Source organism: Acinetobacter boissieri (genome assembly GCF_900096955.1).
Classification (GTDB): domain Bacteria; phylum Pseudomonadota; class Gammaproteobacteria; order Pseudomonadales; family Moraxellaceae; genus Acinetobacter; species Acinetobacter boissieri.
The window spans coordinates 23,779-47,825 of the sequence record NZ_FMYL01000009.1 but is presented as its reverse complement, the minus strand read 5'-3'; the positions used below and the strand labels follow the sequence as shown (position 1 = coordinate 47,825).

At 40.2% G+C, this 24,047-nt stretch carries 19 protein-coding genes and 1 pseudogene; 17 read left to right on the top strand and 3 right to left on the bottom strand.

Going from position 1 to position 24,047, the window contains the following annotated elements; translation table 11 throughout:
* Positions 1-74: 74 nt before the first annotated feature.
* Positions 75-2,714: a bifunctional aconitate hydratase 2/2-methylisocitrate dehydratase gene (locus BLS38_RS10025; RefSeq protein ID WP_092749181.1), complete on the top strand. Its 2,640-nt coding sequence runs from the start codon at positions 75-77 to the stop codon at positions 2,712-2,714.
* Positions 2,715-2,772: 58 nt separating this feature from the next.
* On the opposite strand, the gene BLS38_RS10020 is transcribed toward BLS38_RS10025, so the two are convergent.
* Both BLS38_RS10020 and BLS38_RS10015 read right to left on the bottom strand, forming a co-directional pair.
* Positions 2,773-3,768, bottom strand: coding sequence for an ABC transporter substrate-binding protein (locus tag BLS38_RS10020; protein ID WP_092749179.1), 996 nt, complete (start codon positions 3,766-3,768; stop codon positions 2,773-2,775).
* Between the two features lie 2 nt (positions 3,769-3,770).
* A complete protein-coding gene (locus BLS38_RS10015; RefSeq protein ID WP_092749177.1) occupies positions 3,771-4,358 on the bottom strand; it encodes an ANTAR domain-containing response regulator in 588 nt (195 codons plus the stop codon).
* Between the two features lie 338 nt (positions 4,359-4,696).
* On the opposite strand from BLS38_RS10015, the gene BLS38_RS10010 reads away from it, so the two are divergent.
* From BLS38_RS10010 to BLS38_RS09940, 15 genes are all read left to right on the top strand, one after another.
* Positions 4,697-6,037 (top strand): MFS transporter, encoded by a 1,341-nt coding sequence (locus BLS38_RS10010; RefSeq protein ID WP_092749175.1) that lies wholly within the window; start codon positions 4,697-4,699, stop codon positions 6,035-6,037.
* A gap of 33 nt (positions 6,038-6,070) precedes the next feature.
* Entirely contained in the window at positions 6,071-8,611 is a 2,541-nt protein-coding gene (gene nirB / locus BLS38_RS10005) for a nitrite reductase large subunit NirB (protein ID WP_092749173.1), read from the top strand.
* Between the two features lie 2 nt (positions 8,612-8,613).
* Positions 8,614-10,227: a nitrite reductase small subunit NirD gene (gene nirD, locus BLS38_RS10000; protein WP_092749171.1), complete on the top strand. Its 1,614-nt coding sequence runs from the start codon at positions 8,614-8,616 to the stop codon at positions 10,225-10,227.
* A gap of 30 nt (positions 10,228-10,257) precedes the next feature.
* Positions 10,258-13,026, top strand: a complete 2,769-nt coding sequence (locus tag BLS38_RS09995; RefSeq protein WP_092749169.1) for a nitrate reductase — start codon at positions 10,258-10,260, stop codon at positions 13,024-13,026.
* Positions 13,023-13,631: a molybdenum cofactor guanylyltransferase gene (gene mobA / locus BLS38_RS09990; RefSeq protein ID WP_092749167.1), complete on the top strand. Its 609-nt coding sequence runs from the start codon at positions 13,023-13,025 to the stop codon at positions 13,629-13,631. The genes BLS38_RS09995 and mobA overlap by 4 nt, the downstream gene beginning before the upstream one ends.
* 27 nt (positions 13,632-13,658) lie before the next feature.
* On the top strand, positions 13,659-14,684 hold the full coding sequence (moaA, locus tag BLS38_RS09985; RefSeq protein WP_092749165.1) for a GTP 3',8-cyclase MoaA: 1,026 nt from the start codon (positions 13,659-13,661) through the stop codon (positions 14,682-14,684).
* Position 14,685: 1 nt separating this feature from the next.
* Positions 14,686-14,937, top strand: coding sequence for a MoaD/ThiS family protein (locus tag BLS38_RS09980; RefSeq protein ID WP_092749163.1), 252 nt, complete (start codon positions 14,686-14,688; stop codon positions 14,935-14,937).
* Positions 14,938-14,941: 4 nt separating this feature from the next.
* Positions 14,942-15,403, top strand: coding sequence for a molybdenum cofactor biosynthesis protein MoaE (locus BLS38_RS09975; RefSeq protein WP_092749161.1), 462 nt, complete (start codon positions 14,942-14,944; stop codon positions 15,401-15,403).
* A gap of 59 nt (positions 15,404-15,462) precedes the next feature.
* Positions 15,463-16,386 carry a bifunctional molybdenum cofactor biosynthesis protein MoaC/MoaB gene (gene moaCB, locus BLS38_RS09970; RefSeq protein ID WP_092749159.1) on the top strand — a complete coding sequence of 308 codons (924 nt, stop codon included), beginning with the start codon at positions 15,463-15,465 and terminating at the stop codon, positions 16,384-16,386.
* Positions 16,386-17,621: a molybdopterin molybdotransferase MoeA gene (locus tag BLS38_RS09965; protein ID WP_092749157.1), complete on the top strand. Its 1,236-nt coding sequence runs from the start codon at positions 16,386-16,388 to the stop codon at positions 17,619-17,621. Before moaCB ends, BLS38_RS09965 begins: the two co-directional genes overlap by 1 nt.
* An 11-nt stretch (positions 17,622-17,632) precedes the next feature.
* Positions 17,633-18,397: a molybdate ABC transporter substrate-binding protein gene (gene modA / locus BLS38_RS09960; RefSeq protein ID WP_092749318.1), complete on the top strand. Its 765-nt coding sequence runs from the start codon at positions 17,633-17,635 to the stop codon at positions 18,395-18,397.
* A 2-nt stretch (positions 18,398-18,399) separates the two neighbouring features.
* Entirely contained in the window at positions 18,400-19,083 is a 684-nt protein-coding gene (gene modB, locus BLS38_RS09955; RefSeq protein WP_092749155.1) for a molybdate ABC transporter permease subunit, read from the top strand.
* 1 nt (position 19,084) lies between these two features.
* Positions 19,085-19,726, top strand: coding sequence for an ATP-binding cassette domain-containing protein (locus tag BLS38_RS09950; protein ID WP_092749153.1), 642 nt, complete (start codon positions 19,085-19,087; stop codon positions 19,724-19,726).
* Between the two features lie 264 nt (positions 19,727-19,990).
* Positions 19,991-20,866, top strand: a complete 876-nt coding sequence (locus BLS38_RS09945) for an SDR family oxidoreductase (RefSeq protein ID WP_092749151.1) — start codon at positions 19,991-19,993, stop codon at positions 20,864-20,866.
* A gap of 181 nt (positions 20,867-21,047) precedes the next feature.
* On the top strand, positions 21,048-21,878 hold the full coding sequence (locus BLS38_RS09940; RefSeq protein WP_092749149.1) for an alpha/beta fold hydrolase: 831 nt from the start codon (positions 21,048-21,050) through the stop codon (positions 21,876-21,878).
* Between the two features lie 368 nt (positions 21,879-22,246).
* Here BLS38_RS09940 and BLS38_RS13210 read toward each other — a convergent pair.
* A pseudogene (locus BLS38_RS13210) lies at positions 22,247-22,767 on the bottom strand (IS30 family transposase); the annotation flags it as partial.
* Positions 22,768-22,775: 8 nt separating this feature from the next.
* Here BLS38_RS13210 and BLS38_RS09935 point away from each other — a divergent pair.
* On the top strand, positions 22,776-24,041 hold the full coding sequence (locus BLS38_RS09935) for a type I secretion system permease/ATPase (protein WP_213030513.1): 1,266 nt from the start codon (positions 22,776-22,778) through the stop codon (positions 24,039-24,041).
* Positions 24,042-24,047: the final 6 nt, after the last annotated feature.

The window sequence follows — 24,047 nt, the reverse complement described above, 5'->3', positions numbered from 1 at the left end:
CAGAAACACACAAGTGACTTATAAATATGGAATAACAACCTTTATAAGTTTATTTAAAACACAGGGAGAACACCGTGCTAGAAGCTTACCGCCAACACGTTCAAGAACGTGCCGCACTAGGAATACCACCAAAGCCACTTGATGATGCACAAACTGCCAGTCTTGTTGAATTATTAAAAAACCCACCATCAGGTGAAGAAGCATATTTGGTTGACCTTTTGGAAAATAGAATCCCTGCAGGTGTTGACCAAGCCGCTTATGTAAAAGCTGCTTTTTTAGCTGCGATTGCTAAAGGTTTAGCCAGCTCACCATTGGTGACAAAGCAAAGAGCAGTTTACTTATTAGGTACGATGTTGGGTGGTTATAATGTTGCCCCATTAGTTGAGTTGCTTGATGATGCTGAATTGTCTGATCTTGCGGCAGATGCACTCAAAAAAACCTTATTAGTATTTGACGCTTTTCATGATGTTGCAGACAAAGCCAAAGCTGGGAACAGCAAAGCGCAAGCAGTGATGCAGTCATGGGCAGACGCAGAATGGTTTACATCACGTAAAGATGTACCTGAAGAAATTAAAATTACAGTATTTAAAGTGACGGGTGAAACCAATACTGACGATCTTTCACCGGCCCAAGATGCATGGAGTCGCCCAGACATTCCATTGCACGCAATAGCGATGCTTAAAAATGAGCGTGATGGTATTGTGCCTGAAAAACAAGGCGAAGTGGGTCCAATCCAGCAAATCAAGCAGATGATTGCAACAGGCAACCAAGTGGCTTATGTTGGGGATGTTGTGGGTACAGGTTCATCTCGTAAATCTGCAACCAACTCAGTGCTTTGGTACTTTGGTGATGATTTACCGCATATTCCAAATAAAAAAGATGGTGGCGTCTGTTTGGGTACAAAAATTGCCCCAATTTTCTTTAATACCATGGAAGATGCAGGTGCGTTACCTGTAGAAATTGATGTATCAGAGATGAATATGGGTGATGAAATCACCTTAAAAATCGATAAAGAGAATGCCGAAGTCACTGCATTTAAAGCAGGACAACAGATTGCACACTCTAAATTGAAAACGCCTGTACTCTTAGATGAGGTACGCGCAGGTGGGCGTATTAATTTAATTATTGGTCGTGGTTTGACTACGAAAGCACGAGAAGCATTAGGCTTACCGACATCTACATTATTCCGTCAACCAAAACAACCAGCGAACTCAGGTAAAGGTTTTACTTTGGCACAAAAAATGGTTGGTCGAGCATGTGGCTTACCAGAAGGGCAAGGTATTCGTCCAGATACCTATTGTGAACCTCGTATGACCACTGTGGGTTCGCAAGATACCACGGGGCCAATGACACGTGATGAACTCAAAGATCTTGCATGTTTAGGTTTTTCTGCAGATTTAGTCATGCAATCATTTTGCCATACCGCAGCGTACCCAAAACCTGTAGATGTACAAACACAGCATACATTACCTGATTTTATTATGAACCGTGGTGGTGTGTCATTACGTCCGGGCGATGGTATTATTCACTCTTGGCTCAACCGTATGTTGCTACCAGATACGGTAGGTACCGGAGGAGATTCACACACACGTTTCCCAATTGGTATTTCATTTCCTGCAGGTTCAGGTCTTGTCGCATTTGCTGCAGCAACAGGCGTAATGCCACTTGATATGCCAGAATCTGTTCTAGTGAAATTTAAAGGTAAAATGCAACCAGGGATTACGCTTCGAGACCTTGTGCATGCTATTCCTTATTATGCCATTCAAGCTGGCGATTTAACGGTTGAGAAAAAAGGAAAGAAAAATATTTTTTCTGGCCGTATTTTAGAAATCGACCTCACTGAAATGGAAACGGAACTGACTGCAGAACAAGCCTTTGAATTATCTGATGCGTCTGCTGAGCGTTCTGCTGCGGGCTGTGCAATTACTTTATCTGAAAATAAAGTGGCTGAATATTTACGTTCGAATATTACCATGCTGAAGTGGATGATTTCAGAAGGCTATGGCGATGCACGAACCATGGCACGCCGTGTAGAAAATATGCAAAAATGGCTAGAAGACCCACAATTGCTTCAAGCAGATGCCGATGCAGAATATGCACGTGTATATGAAATTGATTTAGCAGAGATTAAAGAGCCAGTATTGTGCTGTCCAAATGACCCAGACGATGCAAAACTGCTTTCTGATGTACAAGGTGCAAAAATTGATGAAGTATTTATTGGTTCATGTATGACCAATATTGGTCATTTCCGCGCTGCGGGTAAGTTACTAGATAAAGTACCCGGTGGGGCGTTATCAACCCGCTTGTGGCTTGCACCACCGACTCGTATGGATGAACGCCAGTTGATGGAAGAAGGTTTCTATAGCACATACGGTAAAGCAGGCGCACGTACAGAAATGCCAGGGTGTTCATTGTGTATGGGTAACCAAGCACGCGTTGCACCAAACACGACTGTTGTTTCGACTTCTACGCGTAACTTTCCAAACCGTTTAGGGCAAGGAGCAGATGTTTATTTAGCATCTGCTGAGTTGGCGTCTGTGGCTGCGGTCTTAGGTCAGTTACCTACACCTGAGGAATACCAACAGTATGCTTCTCAAATTGATAGCATGTCTGCCGATATTTATAAGTATTTAAACTTTGATCAAATGGCGCAGTATCAATCTGCTGCATTAAAAGTAGATACGAAAAAAATCTCTGCGGCACAGTTGACATAATTCCAAGTATTTAGAGCCCCCTACAAAAGCCTTTTGTAGGGGGCTTTTTATCAGCGAATTAAATGAAATCTGATGAGATGATACAGGTTGTTGCAATATGCCGTGCTTCTTTTTCAGTTAAAGATAGATTTTCCCATTTACACATTTGTTGAATAATCCATTCAAAATCAGTAACTTTAGGTTTTTGTTGTTCTGTGAAATTCTGAATAATATGTATGAGTTTATAATATGCTTGAACATGAACTGAGGGTGAGCAGTCAAACTGAATAATATGATACGCTTTGAGCATTTTCCATACGTCTGAAAATGAATCTAACGTTTGTAATTCATATTGTGCTTTTGAAATTGCATGTGTTAGCGCTGCTAACGTATGCGGATGATCTTTTGCCCAACTTTGGGTAACTGCTAAGACTTTATCTGCAACTTCGGGAATAATTTGCTTACTTTCAGCAATAATCTGTGAATACCCTTGTACCTGTGATTGAATATTCCACGGTTCTCCAACACAAAAACCATCAATCGTATGTTTTTGTATGGCTTCAATCATATAAGGCGGTGGGCAAGTCATGAGTTGTAAATTTTGTGCGACGTCCATATCTGCCAAAGAGAGCCATTCTTTGATGCAGTAGTGATGAATTGAATGTTTAAATACATGCGCTAAATGAATGTTCTGTTTTTTTTTAATTAATTGCACCAGTTTATTTGCGCTACTGAATACGGTGTCAGATGCTGAAATGTTTTGCTCAAAGCAGATACTTTGGTTCAAACTGATAAACGCACGATTAATACTCAGTACTAAAGGGGTCTGTAATGGTATTCCAATTTGATCTGTACCTACCGCTGCCGCAGGCAACATGGCAGATAAACAATGGGCTGCATCCAGTACCCCAAATGCCAGTCGGTCTCTGAGGCTAGCCCACGAGGCTTCTTTGACTAAAGTCACGTCTAGGCCAAACTCTTCAAAAAAACCACGTTGCTTCGCCCAAAGTATTGCAATACAGTCCAAAAGTGGAATATAGCCGAGCTGTATAGCCGTTTTTTCTAAAGTATGCATCGTTATTCCTTGAGCTGAAACTGTAATAATTTTTGTGCATCAATCAGTCTACGCGCCATATCTCCAAGCGTAATTCTAAGGCTCATTGCATTTTTGCGTAAGAGTTGAAATGCTTGTTCTTCATCGATTTTATGAATTTGAATTAAAAAAACTTTCGCTTTTTCAATATCTTTTCTATCGGCAAGCTTATTTTTGGTGTCTTGTAAATCGTGAAGCAACCGTTTATGTTTTTTATACTGCTCTATGGAAATTTCAAGAATACTTTGCAGTTTAATGGGGTCAATCCCATCTACAATATACGCAGTGACACCCGCATCTATAGCATTTTTAATCACATCTTTATTGGTGTTTTTAGTAAATAATACTGTGGGTAAATCGAATTGACTCACACAATTTTCAATAATGTCTCGATGGGGATTTGCCATGTCGAGCAAAATGACATCGGCATGTAGTTGCTCTAGTTGGAGGGTGTTTACGTGCTCAATGGTTAAACATGCCACAATTTCTAAATCATGCTCAAGTAAAGAGCACTTAATTAGTTCAGCACGTTCGAGATCGTCATCAATCAGGGCAATTTTTAAAGTAGACATAAACTTAAATATAAGCACGGCAATATTTCATAATATGCTAAGCAATTTTTATACCAGTATTTCATGCAGTGGTTCAGCATTAATGCACTCATTTGAAGCAACTATCGACTGCTATGTAGATTTATACTGTGAAAAAAGGATTCAACTTAGATATTCACAGGTTCAAATCATCTTATTTATATGTATTTTTAGTGTTGGCACTATTTATGCATAATATATTTTGAGTCAAAGACGACTCTTAAAATTTATATGACGGTCAATGGCGCCCGTTCTAATCCATTTGTTTGTGCAATGTCTCAAACAAAATGATGAATACGTTAGCTCAAAAGAGTAATGCCATGTCTATAAATTTGAATGCCAAAAAAGCCACAAGAATTAATTTATTTAGTTTTAAAACTGCAGCAATGCGCGCTTTCCACATGAGTTGGCTCGCTTTCTTTGTTTGTTTCTTTGCATGGTTTGCCTGTGCGCCTTTAATGCCCGTCATTGCAGGTGAATTTCATCTGACCAAAAATCAAATTGCCAATATTAATATTGCTGCAGTAGCGATTACGATTTTAGTACGCCTCATCGTTGGGCCGTTGTGTGACAAATACGGCCCACGTAAAACTTATACTGCATTGCTTTTTATTGGCAGTATTCCTGTGTTTGGTGTTGCTGCATCTACCAGCTATGAAACGTTTTTATTTTTTAGATTATTGATTGGTGCGATTGGTGCCAGTTTTGTCATCACTCAGTACCATACGAGCATTATGTTTGCACCCAATGTGGTGGGAACAGCCAATGCTGCATCTGCAGGTTGGGGGAATGCAGGGGGCGGTGCAACACAAGCGCTCATGCCATTATTGCTCTCTGCACTGGTTATGTTTGGGGTAGAGCAAGCATTAGGTTGGAGATTTGCACTGATTGTGCCCGGCGTAATGATGCTGATTGTTGGCATGATGTATTGGAAATATACGCAAGACTGCCCACAAGGTGACTTTAAAGCACTTCGTGCTCAAGGTGTACAGGTTGGGAGTGATAAAAAAGGTGGTATAGCTATTTTAATGCATGCGGCTAAAAACTACCGTGTTTGGGTGTTATTTGTTGCTTATGCCGCTTGTTTTGGTATTGAGATTTTTATTCATAATGTGGTTGCCATGTACTATGTTGACCATTTTCAATTTGGTTTAAAAGAAGCAGGATTAACTGCCGGAATTTTTGGGTTACTTGCGCTATTTGCTCGTGCATTGGGCGGTATTGTTTCTGACCGGATTGCAGTTAAAAAAGGCTTAGATGGTCGAACTAAAGTTTTATTTTTAATGATTGTTTTAGAAGGTGTGTTTTTAGTTTTATTCTCTCAAATGCAAACACCCGTGTTAGCGATTTTAAGTATGACTATTTTTGCATTATTTACACATATGTCATGTGGCGCAACGTATGCTTTAGTTCCTTTTATTGATCGTGATGCACTCGGTGGTGTGGCAGGTATTATTGGTGCAGGCGGTAATGTGGGAGCAGTGGCTGCAGGCTTTTTACTTAAAGGCATGTTAGATATTCAAACCTGTTTAATGGCCTTGGGTGGATTAGTGATTGTGGCAGCAGTATGCGTGCTTAGCATACGTTTTTCAGTTGAACATAAAGCAAAAGAACAGCGTTTATATGATCAGGCCATTATGGACCGAGACGCCGTAGTGTAACAACAGCACTCAATTGAATTCAGGAGAATCGAAATGAAAATAGTGATGATTGGTTACGGTATGGTGGGACATAAGTGTATTGAAAGCTTACTTGAAAAAGCAGACGATACCCTTGAGCTAACAATTCTTGCTGAAGAACCTTATCTTGCCTATGACCGAGTGCATTTAAGTGAGTATTTTGCGGGTAAAACGCTCAAAGACTTGTCTTTGGCACGGGCGGATTTTGCCGATGCGTATGGCATAGATTTACGTTTAAATACCAAAGCCGTTGCAATTGATAGCTACCATAAAACAGTCACAACACATACTGGCGATTTGATTGGTTATGATAAGTTGATTTTAGCAACAGGCTCTTACCCTTTTGTACCACCCATTACAGGGCATGATCGAAAAAACTGTTTTGTCTATCGAACAATTGATGATTTAGATGCAATTCGAGCAGCAAGCTGTACAGCCCAAACTGGTGTGGTGATTGGAGGTGGATTACTTGGGCTTGAAGCTGCCAAAGCCTTAATGGATTTAAAACTCAAAACCCATGTGGTTGAATTTGCACCCCGTTTAATGGTTGTACAAATTGATGACTTAGGTGGCAAAGTACTGCGCTCAAAAATTGAAGATTTAGGAGTGCAAGTCCATACCCAAAAGGCCACATCTGCCATTGAAGACGGGACAGACTCAGTACATGTAATGAAGTTTGCAGATGGGTCAAGTTTAGAAACAGATATTATTTTATTTTCAGCAGGCATTCGACCACGAGATGAATTGGCTCGCCAAAGTGGACTAAGTATTGGTGAGCGCGGTGGTATTGTGATTAACGACTATTGCCAAACTTCTGATCCCAATATTTATGCCATAGGTGAGTGTGCGCTGTGGCAAAGTAAAATTTATGGTTTGGTTGCGCCCGGCTATGACATGGCACGTTTAACAGCCAAGCATATTTTAGCTGAACAAACATCAGGTTTTTCAGGTGCAGATATGAGCACTAAACTTAAACTGATGGGTGTAGATGTGGCCTCGATTGGTGATGCTCATGCAATTACACCACACAGTTTGAGTTATTTTTATGCCGATGAAGATGCAAAAATCTATAAAAAAATTGTCGTAAATCAGCAAAAAGATCAGTTGCTTGGTGCTGTGTTGGTTGGGTGCGTAAAAGAATATAACGACCTTTTACAAATGATGCTCAATACTTCACCGCTTCCAGCACACCCAGAAAACTTAATCATGCCCAATGGTACAGCAACCACAAGTAAGTCGGGTGCAAGCGGTATAGATTTACTGCCAGATACCGCCGTGATTTGCTCATGTAATAATGTATCTAAATCAGATGTTTGTACCGCTATTGCCGATGGTTCAACATCTCTTGGCGCACTAAAAAAATGTACCAAAGCAGCCACAGCATGTGGGGGTTGTACAGCATTGGTGACTCAGGTATTAAAGTCAGAGTTACAACGTCAAGGTGTGAGTGTAAATAATCATTTATGTGAGCACTTTGCATATTCAAGACAAGAGTTGTATCACCTCATTCGTGTGAATGAGATTCGAACATTTGATGATTTAATTGCAACACATGGGCATGGTTTAGGCTGTGATATTTGCAAACCTACTGTGGCCAATATTTTGGCATCGTGCTGGAATGATTTTGTACTCAAACCATCACATGCTGGTTTGCAAGACAGCAATGATTACTACTTGGGCAATATTCAAAAAGATGGATCTTACTCCATTGTGCCACGAATTGCAGGTGGAGAAATTACACCAGATGGTTTGATTCATATTGGTCAAATCGCCAAAGAGTACCAACTGTATACCAAAATTACAGGTGGACAGCGTATTGACTTATTTGGTGCACAAGTTCATCAATTGCCTGAAATTTGGGAAAAATTGATTCAGGCAGGCTTTGAGTCTGGTCATGCTTATGGTAAATCATTACGTACAGTGAAGTCGTGTGTCGGCAGTACATGGTGTCGCTATGGCGTAGATGATTCTGTTGCTTTGGCCATTTTTTTAGAAAATAGATATAAAGGCTTACGCTCACCACATAAACTAAAAATGGCTGTGTCAGGCTGTACTCGTGAGTGCGCTGAGGCACAAGGCAAAGACGTTGGTGTGATTGCGACAGAAAAAGGCTGGAATTTATATGTGTGTGGTAATGGCGGGATGAAACCACGTCATGCGGAACTGTTGGTGTCCGACTTAGATACAACGACATTAATTCGCTATATCGACCGCTTTTTTATGTTTTATATTCAAACGGCAGACCGCTTACAACGCACCAGTGTTTGGCGTGATAATTTAGAAGGTGGTTTAGCCTATTTGAAAGCGGTTATTGTTGATGATACGTTGGGACTTGCCAGTGAGCTTGAGCGCCGTATGCAACATGTGGTGGGTACGTACCAAGACGAGTGGCGCACCGCAATAGAAACGCCTGAAATACGCCAACGCTTTAAAACGTTTATTAATGCACCTGAGAAAAGTGATCCAAATATTCAATTCACTGAAGTACGTGGACAAATTCGACCTAAAACACAAGTTGAGCGTGATGAAAGTCGTATTTCAGTGGTGGAGGCATAATAATGACCGTATTAAAAACAACATCACCAATGACAGATTGGATTGATATTTGTGCTTTAGATGACATTACACCCAATACTGGGGTTGGCGTTTTACTTAACGGTGAGCAAATTGCTGTGTTTCGTGTAGGGCATGAGCAAAGAGTTTATGCATTAAGTAATAAAGACCCCTTTAGCCAATCGTATGTGATGTCGCGAGGTATTATTGGGGATATTCAAGGTGAACGTGTAGTCGCATCTCCAATTTACAAACAGCATTTTAGTTTAGTTACAGGACGCTGTTTAGAAGATGGGCAACAACGTCTGACAGCATTTGCAACAAAAATAGAGTATGGTCGAGTGTTGGTTAGTCGGACACCACAAAAGGCATATATAACCAATACTTATGCTAGCCAACACAAGCTTAGATTGGTCTTAGTGGGGAATGGGCTAGCGGGTATGCGTTGTCTTGAAGATCTATTAGACATGGCGCCAGACCGTTATGAAATTACCGTGATTGGTGCCGAGCCGAGAGGCAACTACAATCGGATTATGCTCTCACCTGTACTTTCAGGCGACAAAACGCTTGAGCAAATTATGTTACATGAGCCACTGTGGTATAGCGAACGAGGTATTCGCTTAATTACTGGAGACGCCGTGATAGGTATAGATCGCGCTAAAAAACAATTACATACCCAATCAGGTCTGGTAGTTGATTATGATCGTATGATTTTGGCGACAGGTTCAACACCGTTTATTCCAAGTATTGCAGGGACGGATTTAAATGGTGTGATGAGCTTTCGCGATATAGATGATGTCAATCAGATGTTGCAATACGCAAAACACAGTAAAAATGCTGTGGTGGTGGGTGCCGGACTGCTAGGTTTAGAAGCAGCTTATGGGCTAAAAAAACAAGGCATGAATGTTACGGTATTGCATTTAACAGATCGAATTATGAATCGTCAACTAGATGCGCATGCCAGTGCTTTACTACAAAAAAGCATTGAAGCCAAAGGCATTCGAGTCATCACGTCTGCATCAACACAGCGTTTGGCGGGTGAAAATGGCCATGTTACCGCAGTGCATTTAGCGTCGGGAGAGGTCATTGCAACAGATCTTGTCGTATTTGCTGTGGGTATTCGGCCCAATATGACTTTAGCTAAACAAGCAGGGTTACATTGTCAAAGAGGGATAGTTGTAAATGACACCATGCAAACGTTTGACCCAAGTATATATGCAGTCGGTGAATGTATTGAGCATCGTCAACACACCTTTGGTTTGGTTGAACCACTGTGGGGGCAAGCATTCATTTGCGCCAATCAACTGGCAGAACGTGGCGGTTTGACGTTTAAAGCACCGACTGTACCCACGCAACTTAAAGTCAGCGGATGTGATGTATTTTCTGCAGGAAATATTGAACCTTCAGGCGACTTCGAAGATATTGTGTTAAATGATGAAAAAAGACAGGTCTATAAGCGCATTATTATTCAAAACGACTGTGTGATTGGGGCAGTTTTGTTTGGCGATACAGATGATGGTGCTTGGTATGCAGAACTGATTGCAGATCAAACAAGTATTCGACAGATTCGTCATAAGTTGCTTTTTGGTCGTGACTTTGCCATGAAGCAGGCCAGTTAACGGCGATTAGGGTGCTTGAGGGAAATTGCGATGACATCTATTCCAGTGGTTGATTTACAACAAAAAGTGACGACAACCCAAACCACATGCCCTTATTGTGGTGTGGGCTGTGGTGTCACTGCACGTGTTGTAGAAGATGCGTCTGGTTTACAGTTGACTGTAAAAGGCGACCCAAATCACCCGGCAAACTTGGGTAAACTATGTATTAAAGGCAGTCATTTGGCTGATACGGTGGGTTTAAGTCAGCGTTTACTTCATCCTCAAGTTGGGCGTGGGGAATACAGAAAAGTAAGTACATGGTCCCATGCTATACAGCGTGTGGCGGAGAAATTCAAAACATGTATTGAACAATATGGCCCAGAGAGTGTTGCATTTTATGTGTCTGGTCAGCTGCTGACAGAAGACTACTATGTGGTGAATAAATTTGTGAAGGGCTATTTGGGTACAGCCAATATTGATACCAACTCACGTTTATGTATGTCATCTGCCGTTGCAGCACATAAACGCAGTTTTGGTGAAGATATTGTTCCTGCGAGTTATACAGACTTTGAACACACAGACATGGTGGTATTGGTGGGGTCAAACACAGCATGGTGTCATCCCATTTTGTTTCAGCGCATGATGCAGGCCAAACAACAGCGTCAGATTTTTGTGGTGGTGATTGATCCACGATTTACCGCAACCTGTGAAAGTGCAGATTTACATTTACCGATTTTACCCGGTCAAGATGTTTGCCTGTTTAATGGATTATTGCAGTATTTGGTGGCTCATGGTTATGAAGACAGTGCGTTTGTTCAAGCTTATACAGATGATTTACAAGCAGCATTGCAGGCCAGTATGTCTGAGTCGGATCTTGCTACAGTTGCACAAAAAACAGGGATTTCCATTGAGCGTTTAACGCAATTTTATGAAGCATTTGCCCGCACTGAAAAAGTAATGACTTTATTTTCTATGGGGGTAAACCAGTCTTCACAAGGGGTTAATAAAGCCAATAGTATTATTAATTGCCATTTGCTCACTGGAAAAATAGGTAAGCTGGGTGCAGCGCCTTTTTCCATGACCGGTCAACCCAATGCAATGGGGGGCAGAGAAGTGGGTGGCTTGTCTAATATGTTGGCGGCTCATTTAGATTTAGACAATGCTTCACATCAAACTTTAGTACAAGCGTTTTGGCAAAGTCCACATATTGCACGTCGTGCAGGTTTAAAAGCTGTTGATTTATTTCAAGCCGTTGAGCGTGGTGAAATTAAAGCTATATGGATTATGGCCACCAATCCTGTAGTGAGTTTGCCAGATGCAACTCAAGTACAGCGTGCGCTTGAGGCATGTGAGTTTGTTGTGGTGTCAGATATTTCTCAAAATACCGACACCACAGCTTATGCAGATGTATTGCTACCTGCGCTGGGTTGGGGAGAAAAAGATGGCACAGTCACCAACTCTGAGCGTCGAATTTCTAGACAGCGTGCATTTTTACCTGCGCCAGAGCAAGCAAAAGCTGACTGGTGGGCTATTTGCCAAGTGGCACAGCGAATGGGTTTTTCAGGGTTTGACTTTAAAGATAGTCATGAAATATTTTTAGAGCATGCCAAGCTCACTGCATATAAAAATACTGAGTATCATCAAACGCAGCGTTCTGAATACTTTCGTTATTTGAACTTAGCAGGTTTAACAGATCTAAGCGCAACAGCGTACAACAATTTACAGCCAATACAATGGCCTGTTTCAGCACATTTATCGCACAACAGTGTGCAGCAGTTATATGGTCAAGCAGGTCAGTTTAGCCATAAAAATGGACGTGCCAAATTTATTGCAACCCCTGTAGTTGACCCAGTACATCAGGTGAGTGAGCGCTATCCACTCATTTTAAATACAGGCCGTGTGAGAGATCAGTGGCATACCATGACCAGAACAGGGTTATCTGCTAATTTAACCCATCATTTGAGTGAGCCTTACTGCGAAATACATGCACAAGATGCATTAAAATACGGCTTACGTCATGAAGGCTTAGTAAAAATTCAATCTGCATGGGGGCAGTGTGTTTTACGTGTGAAAATTAGTGCCAATATACGCCGTGGTCAGGTTTTTGCACCCATTCATTGGAATGATCAATTTGCATCTGATGCACGTATTGGTCAGGTGGTAAACCCTGTAGTAGATCAGATTTCTGGCGAGCCTGAATTTAAACATACGCCTGTTTTGCTTCAGCATTTTCAATCTGAATGGTATGGCACGTTATATGTCGATGCCCAGTATCAAGTACACATACAGCAATTCATACAGAGTGTGACATGGTGGGTGAAAATACCTGCTACGCCTGCCATACGTTATGAGTTGGCTGATCGTAGACCATTACAGCATATTGTTCGAGCGTTAAAAGTTTACTTAGATTTTCAAGATGAATCGTTTGAGTGGTTAAATGTCGATGATGCTTCTGCGCAAGTAAGCCATACCGTGGTGTTACATGCAGGAAAATTAGTGGCGACACTATATATTGCCAAGCAAGAGCAATTGCCTGATCGACATTGGTTAAGTAGTTTATTTCAACGACAGCGCTTAGGTGCAATGCATCGCAAAGCACTCTTAGCAGGGCAAGCCATGTCTATGGCATCGTCTGAAGGCCCGCTGGTGTGTAGTTGTTTTAAAGTGGGAAAACAACGCATTATAGACACCATTCAAGCGAAAAAAATCACTGACGAAAAAGAAGTCACGGCGTGTTTAAGAGCAGGCGGAAACTGTGGGTCATGTTTACCTGAAATTAGAGGGCTCATTAAAGCCTGTCAGCAGGAGGATTTTACATGAGCAATTACCCAGCAACAGATGTGGTAATTTTGGCGGGCGGACAGGCACGGCGCATGTCAGGTGTAAATAAACTCTTACAAACCTTTGAGGATAAAGTTCAATTGGTTAAGATTTATCAGCATGTGGCTCATGGGGTAAATAAAGTTTGGGTAAATAGCCATCGAGATTTGACATTGTATCGGCGTTTAATTCCAAATATAGGGTTTTTCCCAGACCATGATGACGGGTTTTTAGGCCCGCTTATGGGCATGAAAACAGCATGGTCTTATGTCGAATCTGATTATATTGTGTTTATTCCTTGTGATGTGACGTATATCCCACCCAATGTGGTGAGCATTTTGCATGAAAAATTAAAGCAATCGGCTTCTGCACAGGTGGTATATATAGAGGTAAATTATGATCCGTTATATCCATTTTGTGTAATGAATCGTGAAAGTCTAGCTGTGTTAACCCAGCAACTGAGGTTAGGTCAATATTCGCTAAAACAATGTTTTAAGCATCTAGGTGCAGAAAAAATCGTGTTTAAGCACGAGATGAGCATGTTTCATAGTATTAACTCAATAGATGAGTTACAGCAGTATCGGCAAGCACGTGATTTAAGTTAAATGCTTAAATATAGATCGAGGGTGTGAATGAGTACTGCAATACAGCTGGCAGACAATACAGCGTTTATTGATCAATATGGTCGCCAAAAACGGAAGTTAAGAATTTCTGTAACAGACCGTTGTAACTTTAAATGTAGTTATTGCATGCCTGAACATCCGAAATGGGCAGAAAAACACACACTGTTGAGTTTTGAGGCGTTATATCAATTTTGTCAATTTATGGTACAGCGTGGTATAGAGCAAATACGTATTACTGGTGGCGAGCCTCTCATGCGCCAAGGCATTGTTCATTTTATTGCACAGCTACAGCAGTTAAAACCATTGGGATTAAAGCGTATTTCTATGACCACCAATGGGCATTATTTAACAAAATATGCTTTGGACTTAAAACAAGCAGGTTTAGATGATTTAAATGTCAGTTTAGACAGTTTAGATGAAGCACAGTTTCAACAGCTGACACAAAAGCATTTACAGCCTGTATTGGCAGGTATTGCTCAAGCGCAATTGGTGGGCTTAAAGGTGAAAGTCAATTGTGTGCTGATTAAACACTGTAATGACAATCAAATTGTACCATTGACGCATTGGGCCATAAAGCAAGAGATTGAATTGCGATTTATTGAGTTTATGCCATTAGATGGTGATCAAAAATGGTCAGCGACAGATGTCGTAACAGAACAAGACATTTTAAATGAGCTGGCAACGGTATTTAAGCAGATTGATGCGCTGGAACAAGGCAATAATCCTGCGCGTCTATATCGGGTCGATCATACAACGATTGGTATTATTTCAACGATTAGTCATTCATTTTGTCATCAATGTGATCGCTTACGTTTAACGGCTCAAGGCGATTTTTATACCTGTTTATTTGCACAAGAGGGTTTAAATATCAAACTTTTGTTAGATCATTTAATAGGTGATAAAGACGCAACATATCAAGACTTAGAACAGCAACTCACTGACGTAATTTGGTCAAAAGCATTGGGCTTTTCAGCCATTCAAGCACAAAAGCAACAAAAGTCTGGAAGAATTAGTATGCATATGATGGGAGGGTAACATGGCAACAATAACAGTCATGATTGAAAGCTATGGCATGATTAAAACAGTCTTACCGTCAACATTACATGTGATATGTGATGAAGGCAGTGACGTGGGGCATGTTTTACAAAAAATTGCCGTAGCGCACTCAAACAGCAGACTTTTGTTAGAACAATGCGCATGTGCAATTGGCGATCAGATGGTGTCACGCCAAACTTTGCTTCATGCAGACAGTGCTTTAGTTTTACTTTCTCCTGTTGCAGGAGGCTAATCCTTTGGAATTAAATCAATTTCAACGTATTCATACGTTGCCACTTGAACAAGATGTGTTTGATGATATTGCTCATTTTCCTGAATGTGGTGGGATAGGTGTCTTTATTGGTACAGTGCGAAATCACCATTTAGGGCGAGATGTAGACGCATTGCAATACACCTCATATACACCAATTGCCGAAAAAATGATTCGACAGATTGAAATAGAAGTCAGTGAAAAATATGCTGTGCCGTATGTACGGGTGATTCATCGTATTGGCCGACTAGAAGTTGGTGAAAAAGCCATTATTGCAATGGCGTATGCAGCACATCGCCGTGAAGCATTTCAAGCCTGTGAAGAGGCGGTGGAGCGAGTAAAACACGAAGTTCCGATTTGGAAAGAAGAGTTTTATCGTGATGGTACACATCAATATGTCGCAGGGTGCTGTATTCGAAAAGACGATTCATCACATATGCATCGATGAGTGTTTAGTGTTATTGAACATTAAAATAGAGACATTGATTAAAAAAGAGGAAGCATGGAATGAAAAATGTTGGCATGAAAGCCGAAAGTTACCGCATTGCGATTGCACATGCAATTTTACATGCTCCACCACATTGTATTGAATTATTGCGTATAGGGCAGACAGAGAAAGGCGATGCACTAAAAACTGCACGTATTGCGGGTATATTGGCTGCTAAACGGACAGATGAATTGATTCCGTTGTGTCATCCATTACCTATTTACCAAGCAGATGTTGAATTTGAATTGTTAGACAGCGCCGTCAAAATTATTGCACAAGTAGAAACCATTGGCCCAACAGGGGTTGAAATGGAGGCACTGACCGCTGCAAGTTTAGCAGGGCTAACTTTATATGACATGTTAAAACCGCATTGCGACCCTGAAGATTTAAGTTTAGATCAATGCAAATTGGTACAGAAAAAAGGTGGTAAATCGCACTATAGTCGTTTTTTAACAGACAGTATTACTGCATCTGTAATTGTTTTATCAGACACCGTAGCGATGGGAAAAAAGCCAGATACGGCAGGTAAACATGTTTTAGATATATTAAATGAAGCAAATTTCACTCAGGTGTTATATCAAGTGATTCCCGATGACCCACAGCAATTACTGGCATTGATTGAACAACAAAAAAATCATTATCCACTGATTTTAACAGTAGGCGGCACAGGGCTTGGCCCCAAAGATTTAACCGTTGAAACCATTCAACCATTACTCAAACGAGAAATACCCGGCCTTATGGAGGCGGCACGAAGTTTTGGCCAAAAAAGAACGCCGTATGCTGCATTAAGTCGTGGTGTAGCAGGGTATATCGAGCAGAGTGTTGTGGTGACTTTACCGGGCAGTCGGCAAGGGGCTAAAGAGTCTTTGCTTGCTATTTTACCTGCATTAATTCATTTATTTGACGTGCAAAAAAATATACCTCACCGTGGAGGGTATGAGTAATGTCCGGTTGTGGTGCCGAACTTGGATTATTAGCGGTAGATCAGGCCTTAAATCTATTGATTGAGCAAGCACGTATTTTGCCTACTCAAATAATAAAAGTGTCTGATGCATTGGGGCATTATGTGGCGAAAGACGTACATGCGCCGTATGCTTTGCCTTTGTTTGACCAAAGTGCAGTTGATGGTTACGCCGTATGTAGCCATGAAACTCTTTGGCAGAATCAAACATTTGAGTGTATTGGAGAGATGAAAGCAGGAGATCCAACAACAGTCCATTTAAAATCTGGGCAGGCAGTTCGTATTTTTACAGGTGCTCAAATCCCACAAGGTACAACCACAGTTGTCAGGCAAGAGTATGTCAGTGATATGGCAGATGCCATAATCTGTGTAGATCGTGCAGTTGAGTTAAATACAGATATTCGTTATTTAGGTGAAGAAGTTGGTCATGGTCAAACATTGGCAGCTCAAGGCCAACACTTGACCGTGGGTGCCATTGCTGCGCTATGTATGGCTGGTGTAAAAGAGATTACCGTTTATCAATCCCCACGTATTGCAGTTGTGGTTTCTGGTGATGAAATATCTGATGTTGAGAGTAATGCTACTTTAACTGAAGGCAGAGTTTTTGATGCAAATACGCCGTTGATCATGAATTGGTTACACAGTGTTGGACAGCATGCAGATCATTTCTATGTGAAAGACACACTGCAAGAAGTACAACAACTGATTCAAGAGCTCAGTCAAACGTATGATCTGATTATTACAACAGGCGGCGTATCGGTTGGAGATTATGATTTTATTCGACCGGCAACGTTAAATTTGGGCTTTGAACAAGTGTTTTGGAAGGTAAAACAAAAGCCGGGTAAACCAATGTTTTTTGCTACGCTAGATAAAAGTGAGAAAAAACGTTGCTATTTACTGGGTTTACCGGGTAATCCTGCTGCAGTTTATGTCGGCTTGTTTATTTATGTGAAAACATTAATTGCTGCTTTACAAGGCCATCGTAACGCATTGACTTGGTACACTGCAAGGCTTGATCAAGCCCAAAAATCAGACCTTCGTTCACGTTTTTTACGAATGCATGTACAGTCTGAAGATGCTGTTTTACGTGTTTATGGTTTAAAAAAGCAACAATCGCATATGTTAAGTAATTTGATGCAAGCAAATTGTTTGGTTTATCTTGAAGCAAACCAGACGTATTTGAGTGGGGAAATGGTCAAAATTTTATTAATTCAGTGAGAGATAATAAAATGAAAAAAATAATTCTTGGCAGTATGACATTGGCTTTGTGTATGACTGTAAATGCAGATCCCGTTCGAATTTATGCAGCTGCAAGTTTAACCAATGCCATCAATGAAATATCTAGTTTATATGAAAAAAAACATTCTGAGACGAAAATTGTGCCAGCTTATGCCGCATCATCAACACTCGCAAAACAAGTTGAAGCTGGTGCACCGAGTGATATTTTTTTCTCGGCAGACCAAGACTGGATGGACTATTTAGTAAAAAAGCAAAAAGTAGACACTAGTCAGGTAAAAACGTTATTAATGAATCAGCTTGTGGTGATTGCGCCAATAGCATCAAAAATGACCTTTAAAGCCATACCGCAGTTTAATTTTTCACAGTCTTTTCGTGGTCATTTATGTACAGGTCAAATGGAGTCGGTACCTGTAGGGAAATATGCAAAACAAAGTTTAATTAAACTTAATTGGTTAAATACATTAAATGGCCGTATTGTTGGTACAGATGATGTGCGTGCAGCACTGACTTTTGTAGAGCGTGGCGAATGTGATGTGGGCATTGTATATAAAACAGATGCGCTGATTAGTACAAAAGTGAAAATATTAGGTGTATTTCCTGAAAGTTCGCATGCGCCAATCAGTTATCCTGTCGCGATGACAAAGCAAGGGGAAAATAATAAAGATGCGCAAAAGGTATTTCAATTTATAAAAAGTGACCCACAAGCACGTGTGGTGTTTGAAAAGTATGGCTTTATATTTTACTCAGTAAAATAGCAATGTTGAGTCCAGAAGCACTAAGTGCAGTCTATTTATCAGCGAAAGTGGCATGTTTTGCGACTTTTATGTGTTTACCCATTGCGATAGTGGTTGCTTGGTGCCTAGCTCGATATGAGTTTCGTCTGAAGTTTTTTGTTGAAGCATTATTACAGTTGCCCATGGTACTCCCACCAGTGGTTTTGGGTTATTTGCTTCTTGTGGTATTTGGTACACAAGGGGTGTTGGGCAAATACTTATACCATTTTGGCATTCGCTTAGCCTTTGATTGGAAAGGGGCTGTACTTGCGTCGATGGTGGTTGCCTTTCCACTTATGGTACAACCAATTAGACTGTCTTTTCAGTATATGAATCAACAGCTTGAACAGGTTGCATCGAGTTTGGGCGCATCACCGTTAAAGGTTTTTTTTAGTATCAGTCTGCCTTTGGCACTGCCTGGTATAATGGTGGGGAGTATTTTGGGCTTTAGTCGTAGTCTTGGTGAGTTTGGCGCAACCATTACTTTTGTGGGTAATATTCCAGATGAAACACGCACGTTACCTATTGCCATTTACTCACTGCTTCAACAACCAGATGGTGATGTGATGGCCATACGTTTGGTAGTTTTATCGTTACTGTTAGCATTTCTAGCACTGACTGCAAATTACTTTATTGTGCAAAAGTATCAACGCAAATTGGGAGCATAAAATGTTGAAGTGCAATTTTCAGTTTCATTATAATCAGTTTAATATACATGCACAATTTGAAATGACTGATCAAGTTTTGGCAATTGTGGGTGCTTCAGGCAGTGGGAAAAGTACGGTATTAAAAAATATTGTGGGGGTGTTGACACCTGAATATGGTGAAATTTCGTTTAGAAATCGAATATTGTTTCATCATCAGCAAGGCATAAATATACCAACTTATCAAAGGCGTATTGCACTTATTTTTCAAAACCCACTTTTATTTCCACATTTAAATGTATTACAAAATTTGAAGTATGCTGAAAAATTGGTAGAAAAATCACAAAGAAAATTTGAGTTGAATCATGTTGTTGAATTATTGGAACTTGATCATTTACTCAAGCGCAAAGTGAACCAATTGTCTGGCGGGGAAGCCCAAAGGGTATCTATTGGCAGAGCATTGCTTTCTTCGCCCGATTTATTATTGCTCGATGAACCCCTTACAGGTTTGGATACACGGCTAAAGAATCAAATTTTACCTTTTTTTAAAACAATTAAAATTCAAACCAATTTACCGATGATTTATGTGACCCATCATTTAGATGAAGTAAGTTTTTTAGAAGCACACACTTTAACCATAAGTAGGGGTTATTTAAAAGACATTTAGGCTATAAAGGAAATTATTACGGATAGAGTCAAAACACAGGCTTGAATCATCATGAATAGATAAAAAATGGACGTACAATCGTCATTTAAATTTTTTATATTTAATAAAATTATTGGTTTTATAAATCTGTTTTTTACTTTTGATATAAGACACGTAAATCTACACATTCATTACATAAACTTAATATTTGCAACAAATTTAGTGCATTCACTAATCTATTTTCAATTTACTGTATATCTTTATATACAATAAAAGGGTTATACCGTGGCTAATAAATTTAAAATTCCCGCACAGAGACAAGAATATCCTGGTAGTGATGCACAGCTTAAACCTCAAGCAGAATTTATAACAAAAGACTACATCGGTTCTAAAAAGTTATTAGGAAAAGTTGCTTTAATTACAGGTGGCGATAGTGGTATAGGCCGTGCAGCCGCTTTATATTTTGTAAAAGAAGGCGCTGAAGTTGCAATCACTTATTTAAAAGACTGTGAAATGGAAAGGGTAGATGCTGAGTGGGTAAAAACTTGGGTAGAAAATGAAGGTGGTATTTGTCGAATTTATCCAGTTGATTTACGCCACAGTTCAGAGTGTCAAACTTTGGTGAAGACCGTCGTTACAGATTTTAAAAAAATAAATATATTAGTAAATAATGCAGGCAAACAATGGATTAATGAAGATCTATCAACACTTAGTGATGAGCAATGGCTAGATACGTTTGATGCCAATGTACATTCAATGTTCTATTTAAGTAAAGCAGTTTTACCTCACTTTAGTGAAGGCGACACCATTATTAACGTGTCTTCAGTGAACGGTTATTTGTGTCCGGGCAATCTTGTTGATTATTCGACAACAAAAGGTGCTCAAATTATGTTTACAAGAGCATTATCCAATCAATTACTTGAAAAGGGCATTCGCGTAAATGCGGTTGCACCTGGGCCAGTTTGGACCCCTCTACAGCCAGCAACACTAGGCCAAACAGATCCAAAACTTGTCGAAAACTACGGCGAAGGTGCTCCAATGGGTCGCTGTGCTCAACCGTATGAGCTCGGACCTACGTTTGTGTATTTAGCAAGTAGCGACTCCTCTTATATTACTGGTCAAACTATTCACCCTAACGGTGGCATGATGGTCGGTGGATAATTAAATTTGGTTATTTGTATTAGGCAGATGTCAAAAGAAAGAGAAGCTCGCTGTTTCACTTTTTATATCTAAACTGATGTTTGCTTATTTACTAGATAATTGAACGTAAAAAATAATTTGAATCACTCAAATTAATAGTCAAAACCACAACAACTTATTTAACTTTATAGGTAAATTTAAAATGCCATACATTAAAAGAAATGATGAACTTGAATTATTTTACAAAGATTGGGGAAGAAAAGATGCTCAAGCGATTTTCTTCCATCACGGATGGCCTTTAAGTGCAGATGATTGGGACAATCAACTACTTTTTTTTCTAAATAAAGGCTACCGAGTGATTGCATCAGACCGTCGAGGGCATGGAAGATCGAGCCAAATTGATACAGGTCATGACATGGATCACTACGCAGATGATGTTGCTCACATTGTAAGTGAATTGAATCTTGAAAATGTTATACATGTTGGTCACTCAGCAGGTGGTGGACAAATCGTTCGCTACGTAGCAAAACATGGGCCAGAAAAAACAGCTAAAATTGTACTTATTGGGGCGGTTCCACCTTTAATGGTTCAAACAGAAGCTAACCCTAATGGGTTACCTAAAGAAACGTTTGATGGCTTTCAGGTGCAACTTGCAACAAATAGAGCACACTTCTTTAAAGAGTTACCTTCAGGCCCATTTTATGGATACAACACTGCACCAGAAACAACAGATGAAGCTGTGATCCAAAATTGGTGGCGACAAGCAATGATGGGTGGTGCTAAAGCACAATACGATGGGATCGTTGCTTTCTCTCAAACTGACTTTACAAATGATTTAAAAGGTATTGATTTGCCATGTTTGATTATGCATGGTGATGCAGATCAAGTCGTGCCATATAAAACCTCTAGTGTTTTAGCACATGATTTAGTAAAAAATAGTGTATTAAAAATTTACGAAGGCTTATCTCATGGTATGCCAACAATTAACCATGACATTATTAATGCAGATATTTTAACTTTTATTGAGCATTAATTGAAATGTATGCCTGCTAAAAGTGATTTAATTCTTTTGGTTGGCATACATAATATCTCTGATTTAGCGAGAGGCACTTTCAATTTAACTTGCATTTTTTTGGCGGAGGAGAGCTTTTAATATTTCAAGTACGTTGTAAATAACGTGAATACATCTTTATCTATACTCAAATATAAAAATTATTAAATCACAAAAATCTTTAATCTAGTCTTCCTGTTATACTGATCCTAGCTAAATGCCTAGACAATTTTTTATATAGAAAAGAGCCTTATCTAAATAATTCGCTATCTGTACCTATTTCTGTACTACAAGGAATGATAGATAGGATGATGTGTATTTATATGACTCAGATCTTTGTAATGGCGGATTCAAGCAGCAAGTGCAACGGTATTAAAACCAGCCATGACTTCACTTGGGGTTCGCCATCCTAAACTCTTACGAGGACGACAGTTCAAAGTGTCTTCGATGTCTTGAATATCTGCCTGTGTCACATGCTCAAATGAAGATGATTTTGGCAGATACTGGCGAATTAAACCATTGGTATTTTCATTTCTTGCACGCTGATTTGGTCGATATGGCTCTGCAAAATAAGTCTCTATGCCCTGTTCACTAATCCTTTGATGTTGAGTAAATTCTTTTCCATTATCAAATGTGACACTATTTGCATGGCTTATTTTTAGTCTGTTTATACAGTGGTTGATCGTATTTGTTGAACCTCTTGTTCCACCTACCTATACGTACATATAAGCTCTTACGCTCTACAGGTGTTAAAATACCCTTTATGATGGCTAATCACTGTATCACCTTCGAAATCACCGAGGCGCTGGCGTTGATCAAGGACGATATCTCGCTCGTGAGTGCTGTGTTTATTTGTGAGTTGTCCATTTTTTGGCGGTGATGTGGTACTACAGTGGCTGGCTGACATTAATTGTATTGGCTTCTTTACCTTTATATGCACTGTGGTCTGCCAGTATTAGTCCAATTTTACGTACTCGTTTGAATGAAAAATTTGCAAGAAATGCCGACAGTCAGTCTTTCTTAGTGGAGTCAGTGACAACAATTAGTACCATTAAGTCGATGGCGGTTGAACCACAAATGACTCGTCGATGGGATCAACAACTTGCAGCATATGTTGCTGCAGGGTTTAGGGTGACTCGTTTAGCCACCATTGGGCAACAAGGGATACAACTGATTCAAAAGCTCGTTACGGTCGCAACATTGTGGTTCGGTGCCAAACTGGTTATTTCAAGTGATTTAACGGTCGGTCAATTGATTGCTTTTAATATGCTTGCAGGACAAGTCGCCGCACCTGTAATTCGCTTGGCTCAACTGTGGCAAGACTTTCAACAAGTGGGAATTTCTGTTGCACGTTTGGGAGATATTTTAAATACACCGACTGAAAACCCAACCAGTCGTATGGCATTGCCTGAAATTAAAGGAAAAATTCAATTTGAACGAATCTCTTTTCGCTATCGCCCAGATGCACCTGAAGTTTTAAGAGGCTTTTCTTTAGATATACGTGCCGGTGAAGTATTAGGCCTTGTTGGTCGGTCAGGTTCAGGAAAAAGCACCATTACACGTCTTATTCAGTGTTTATATGTGCCAGAAAGTGGGCGAGTTTTAATTGATGGTAATGATTTAGCATTAGCTGACCCTGCATGGCTACGTCGACAAATTGGGGTTGTTCTGCAAGAAAATATTTTAATGAATTGTAGTGTTCGAGAAAACATTGCTTTAAGTGACCCCGGTATGTCACTTGAACGTGTGATTCGAGCGGCACAGCTGGCAGGTGCACATGAGTTTATTTCAGAACTTTCCGAAGGTTATGACACGGTGGTAGGAGAGCAAGGTTCAGGTCTTTCAGGTGGACAACGTCAGCGTATCGCGATTGCCAGAGCCTTGGTGGTAAACCCACGTATTCTTATTTTAGATGAAGCCACTAGTGCCCTCGATTATGAGTCTGAACACGCCATTATGAAAAATATGCGTGCCATTTGCCAAGGTCGAACAGTGATTATTATTGCCCATCGATTATCTACTGTACGTGGTTGTCATCGTATTGTGGCCATGGATAAAGGGCAAATTGTTGAGCACGGTTCACATGCAGAATTACTGCAAAAACAAGGGTATTACAAATACCTATTTGATCTACAGTCATCTTAGGTATGC

Coding starts and splice junctions, on each gene's coding strand:
- BLS38_RS10020 (WP_092749179.1), bottom strand. CDS start 3,768: ATGCATACTTTAGAAAAAACGGCTATACAGCTCGGCTATATTCCACTT.
- BLS38_RS10015 (WP_092749177.1), bottom strand. CDS start 4,358: ATGTCTACTTTAAAAATTGCCCTGATTGATGACGATCTCGAACGTGCT.
- BLS38_RS10010 (WP_092749175.1), top strand. CDS start 4,697: ATGTCTATAAATTTGAATGCCAAAAAAGCCACAAGAATTAATTTATTT.
- nirB (WP_092749173.1), top strand. CDS start 6,071: ATGAAAATAGTGATGATTGGTTACGGTATGGTGGGACATAAGTGTATT.
- nirD (WP_092749171.1), top strand. CDS start 8,614: ATGACCGTATTAAAAACAACATCACCAATGACAGATTGGATTGATATT.
- BLS38_RS09995 (WP_092749169.1), top strand. CDS start 10,258: ATGACATCTATTCCAGTGGTTGATTTACAACAAAAAGTGACGACAACC.
- mobA (WP_092749167.1), top strand. CDS start 13,023: ATGAGCAATTACCCAGCAACAGATGTGGTAATTTTGGCGGGCGGACAG.
- moaA (WP_092749165.1), top strand. CDS start 13,659: ATGAGTACTGCAATACAGCTGGCAGACAATACAGCGTTTATTGATCAA.
- BLS38_RS09980 (WP_092749163.1), top strand. CDS start 14,686: ATGGCAACAATAACAGTCATGATTGAAAGCTATGGCATGATTAAAACA.
- moaCB (WP_092749159.1), top strand. CDS start 15,463: ATGAAAAATGTTGGCATGAAAGCCGAAAGTTACCGCATTGCGATTGCA.
- BLS38_RS09965 (WP_092749157.1), top strand. CDS start 16,386: ATGTCCGGTTGTGGTGCCGAACTTGGATTATTAGCGGTAGATCAGGCC.
- modA (WP_092749318.1), top strand. CDS start 17,633: ATGAAAAAAATAATTCTTGGCAGTATGACATTGGCTTTGTGTATGACT.
- modB (WP_092749155.1), top strand. CDS start 18,400: ATGTTGAGTCCAGAAGCACTAAGTGCAGTCTATTTATCAGCGAAAGTG.
- BLS38_RS09950 (WP_092749153.1), top strand. CDS start 19,085: ATGTTGAAGTGCAATTTTCAGTTTCATTATAATCAGTTTAATATACAT.
- BLS38_RS09940 (WP_092749149.1), top strand. CDS start 21,048: ATGCCATACATTAAAAGAAATGATGAACTTGAATTATTTTACAAAGAT.
- BLS38_RS09935 (WP_213030513.1), top strand. CDS start 22,776: ATGTGGTACTACAGTGGCTGGCTGACATTAATTGTATTGGCTTCTTTA.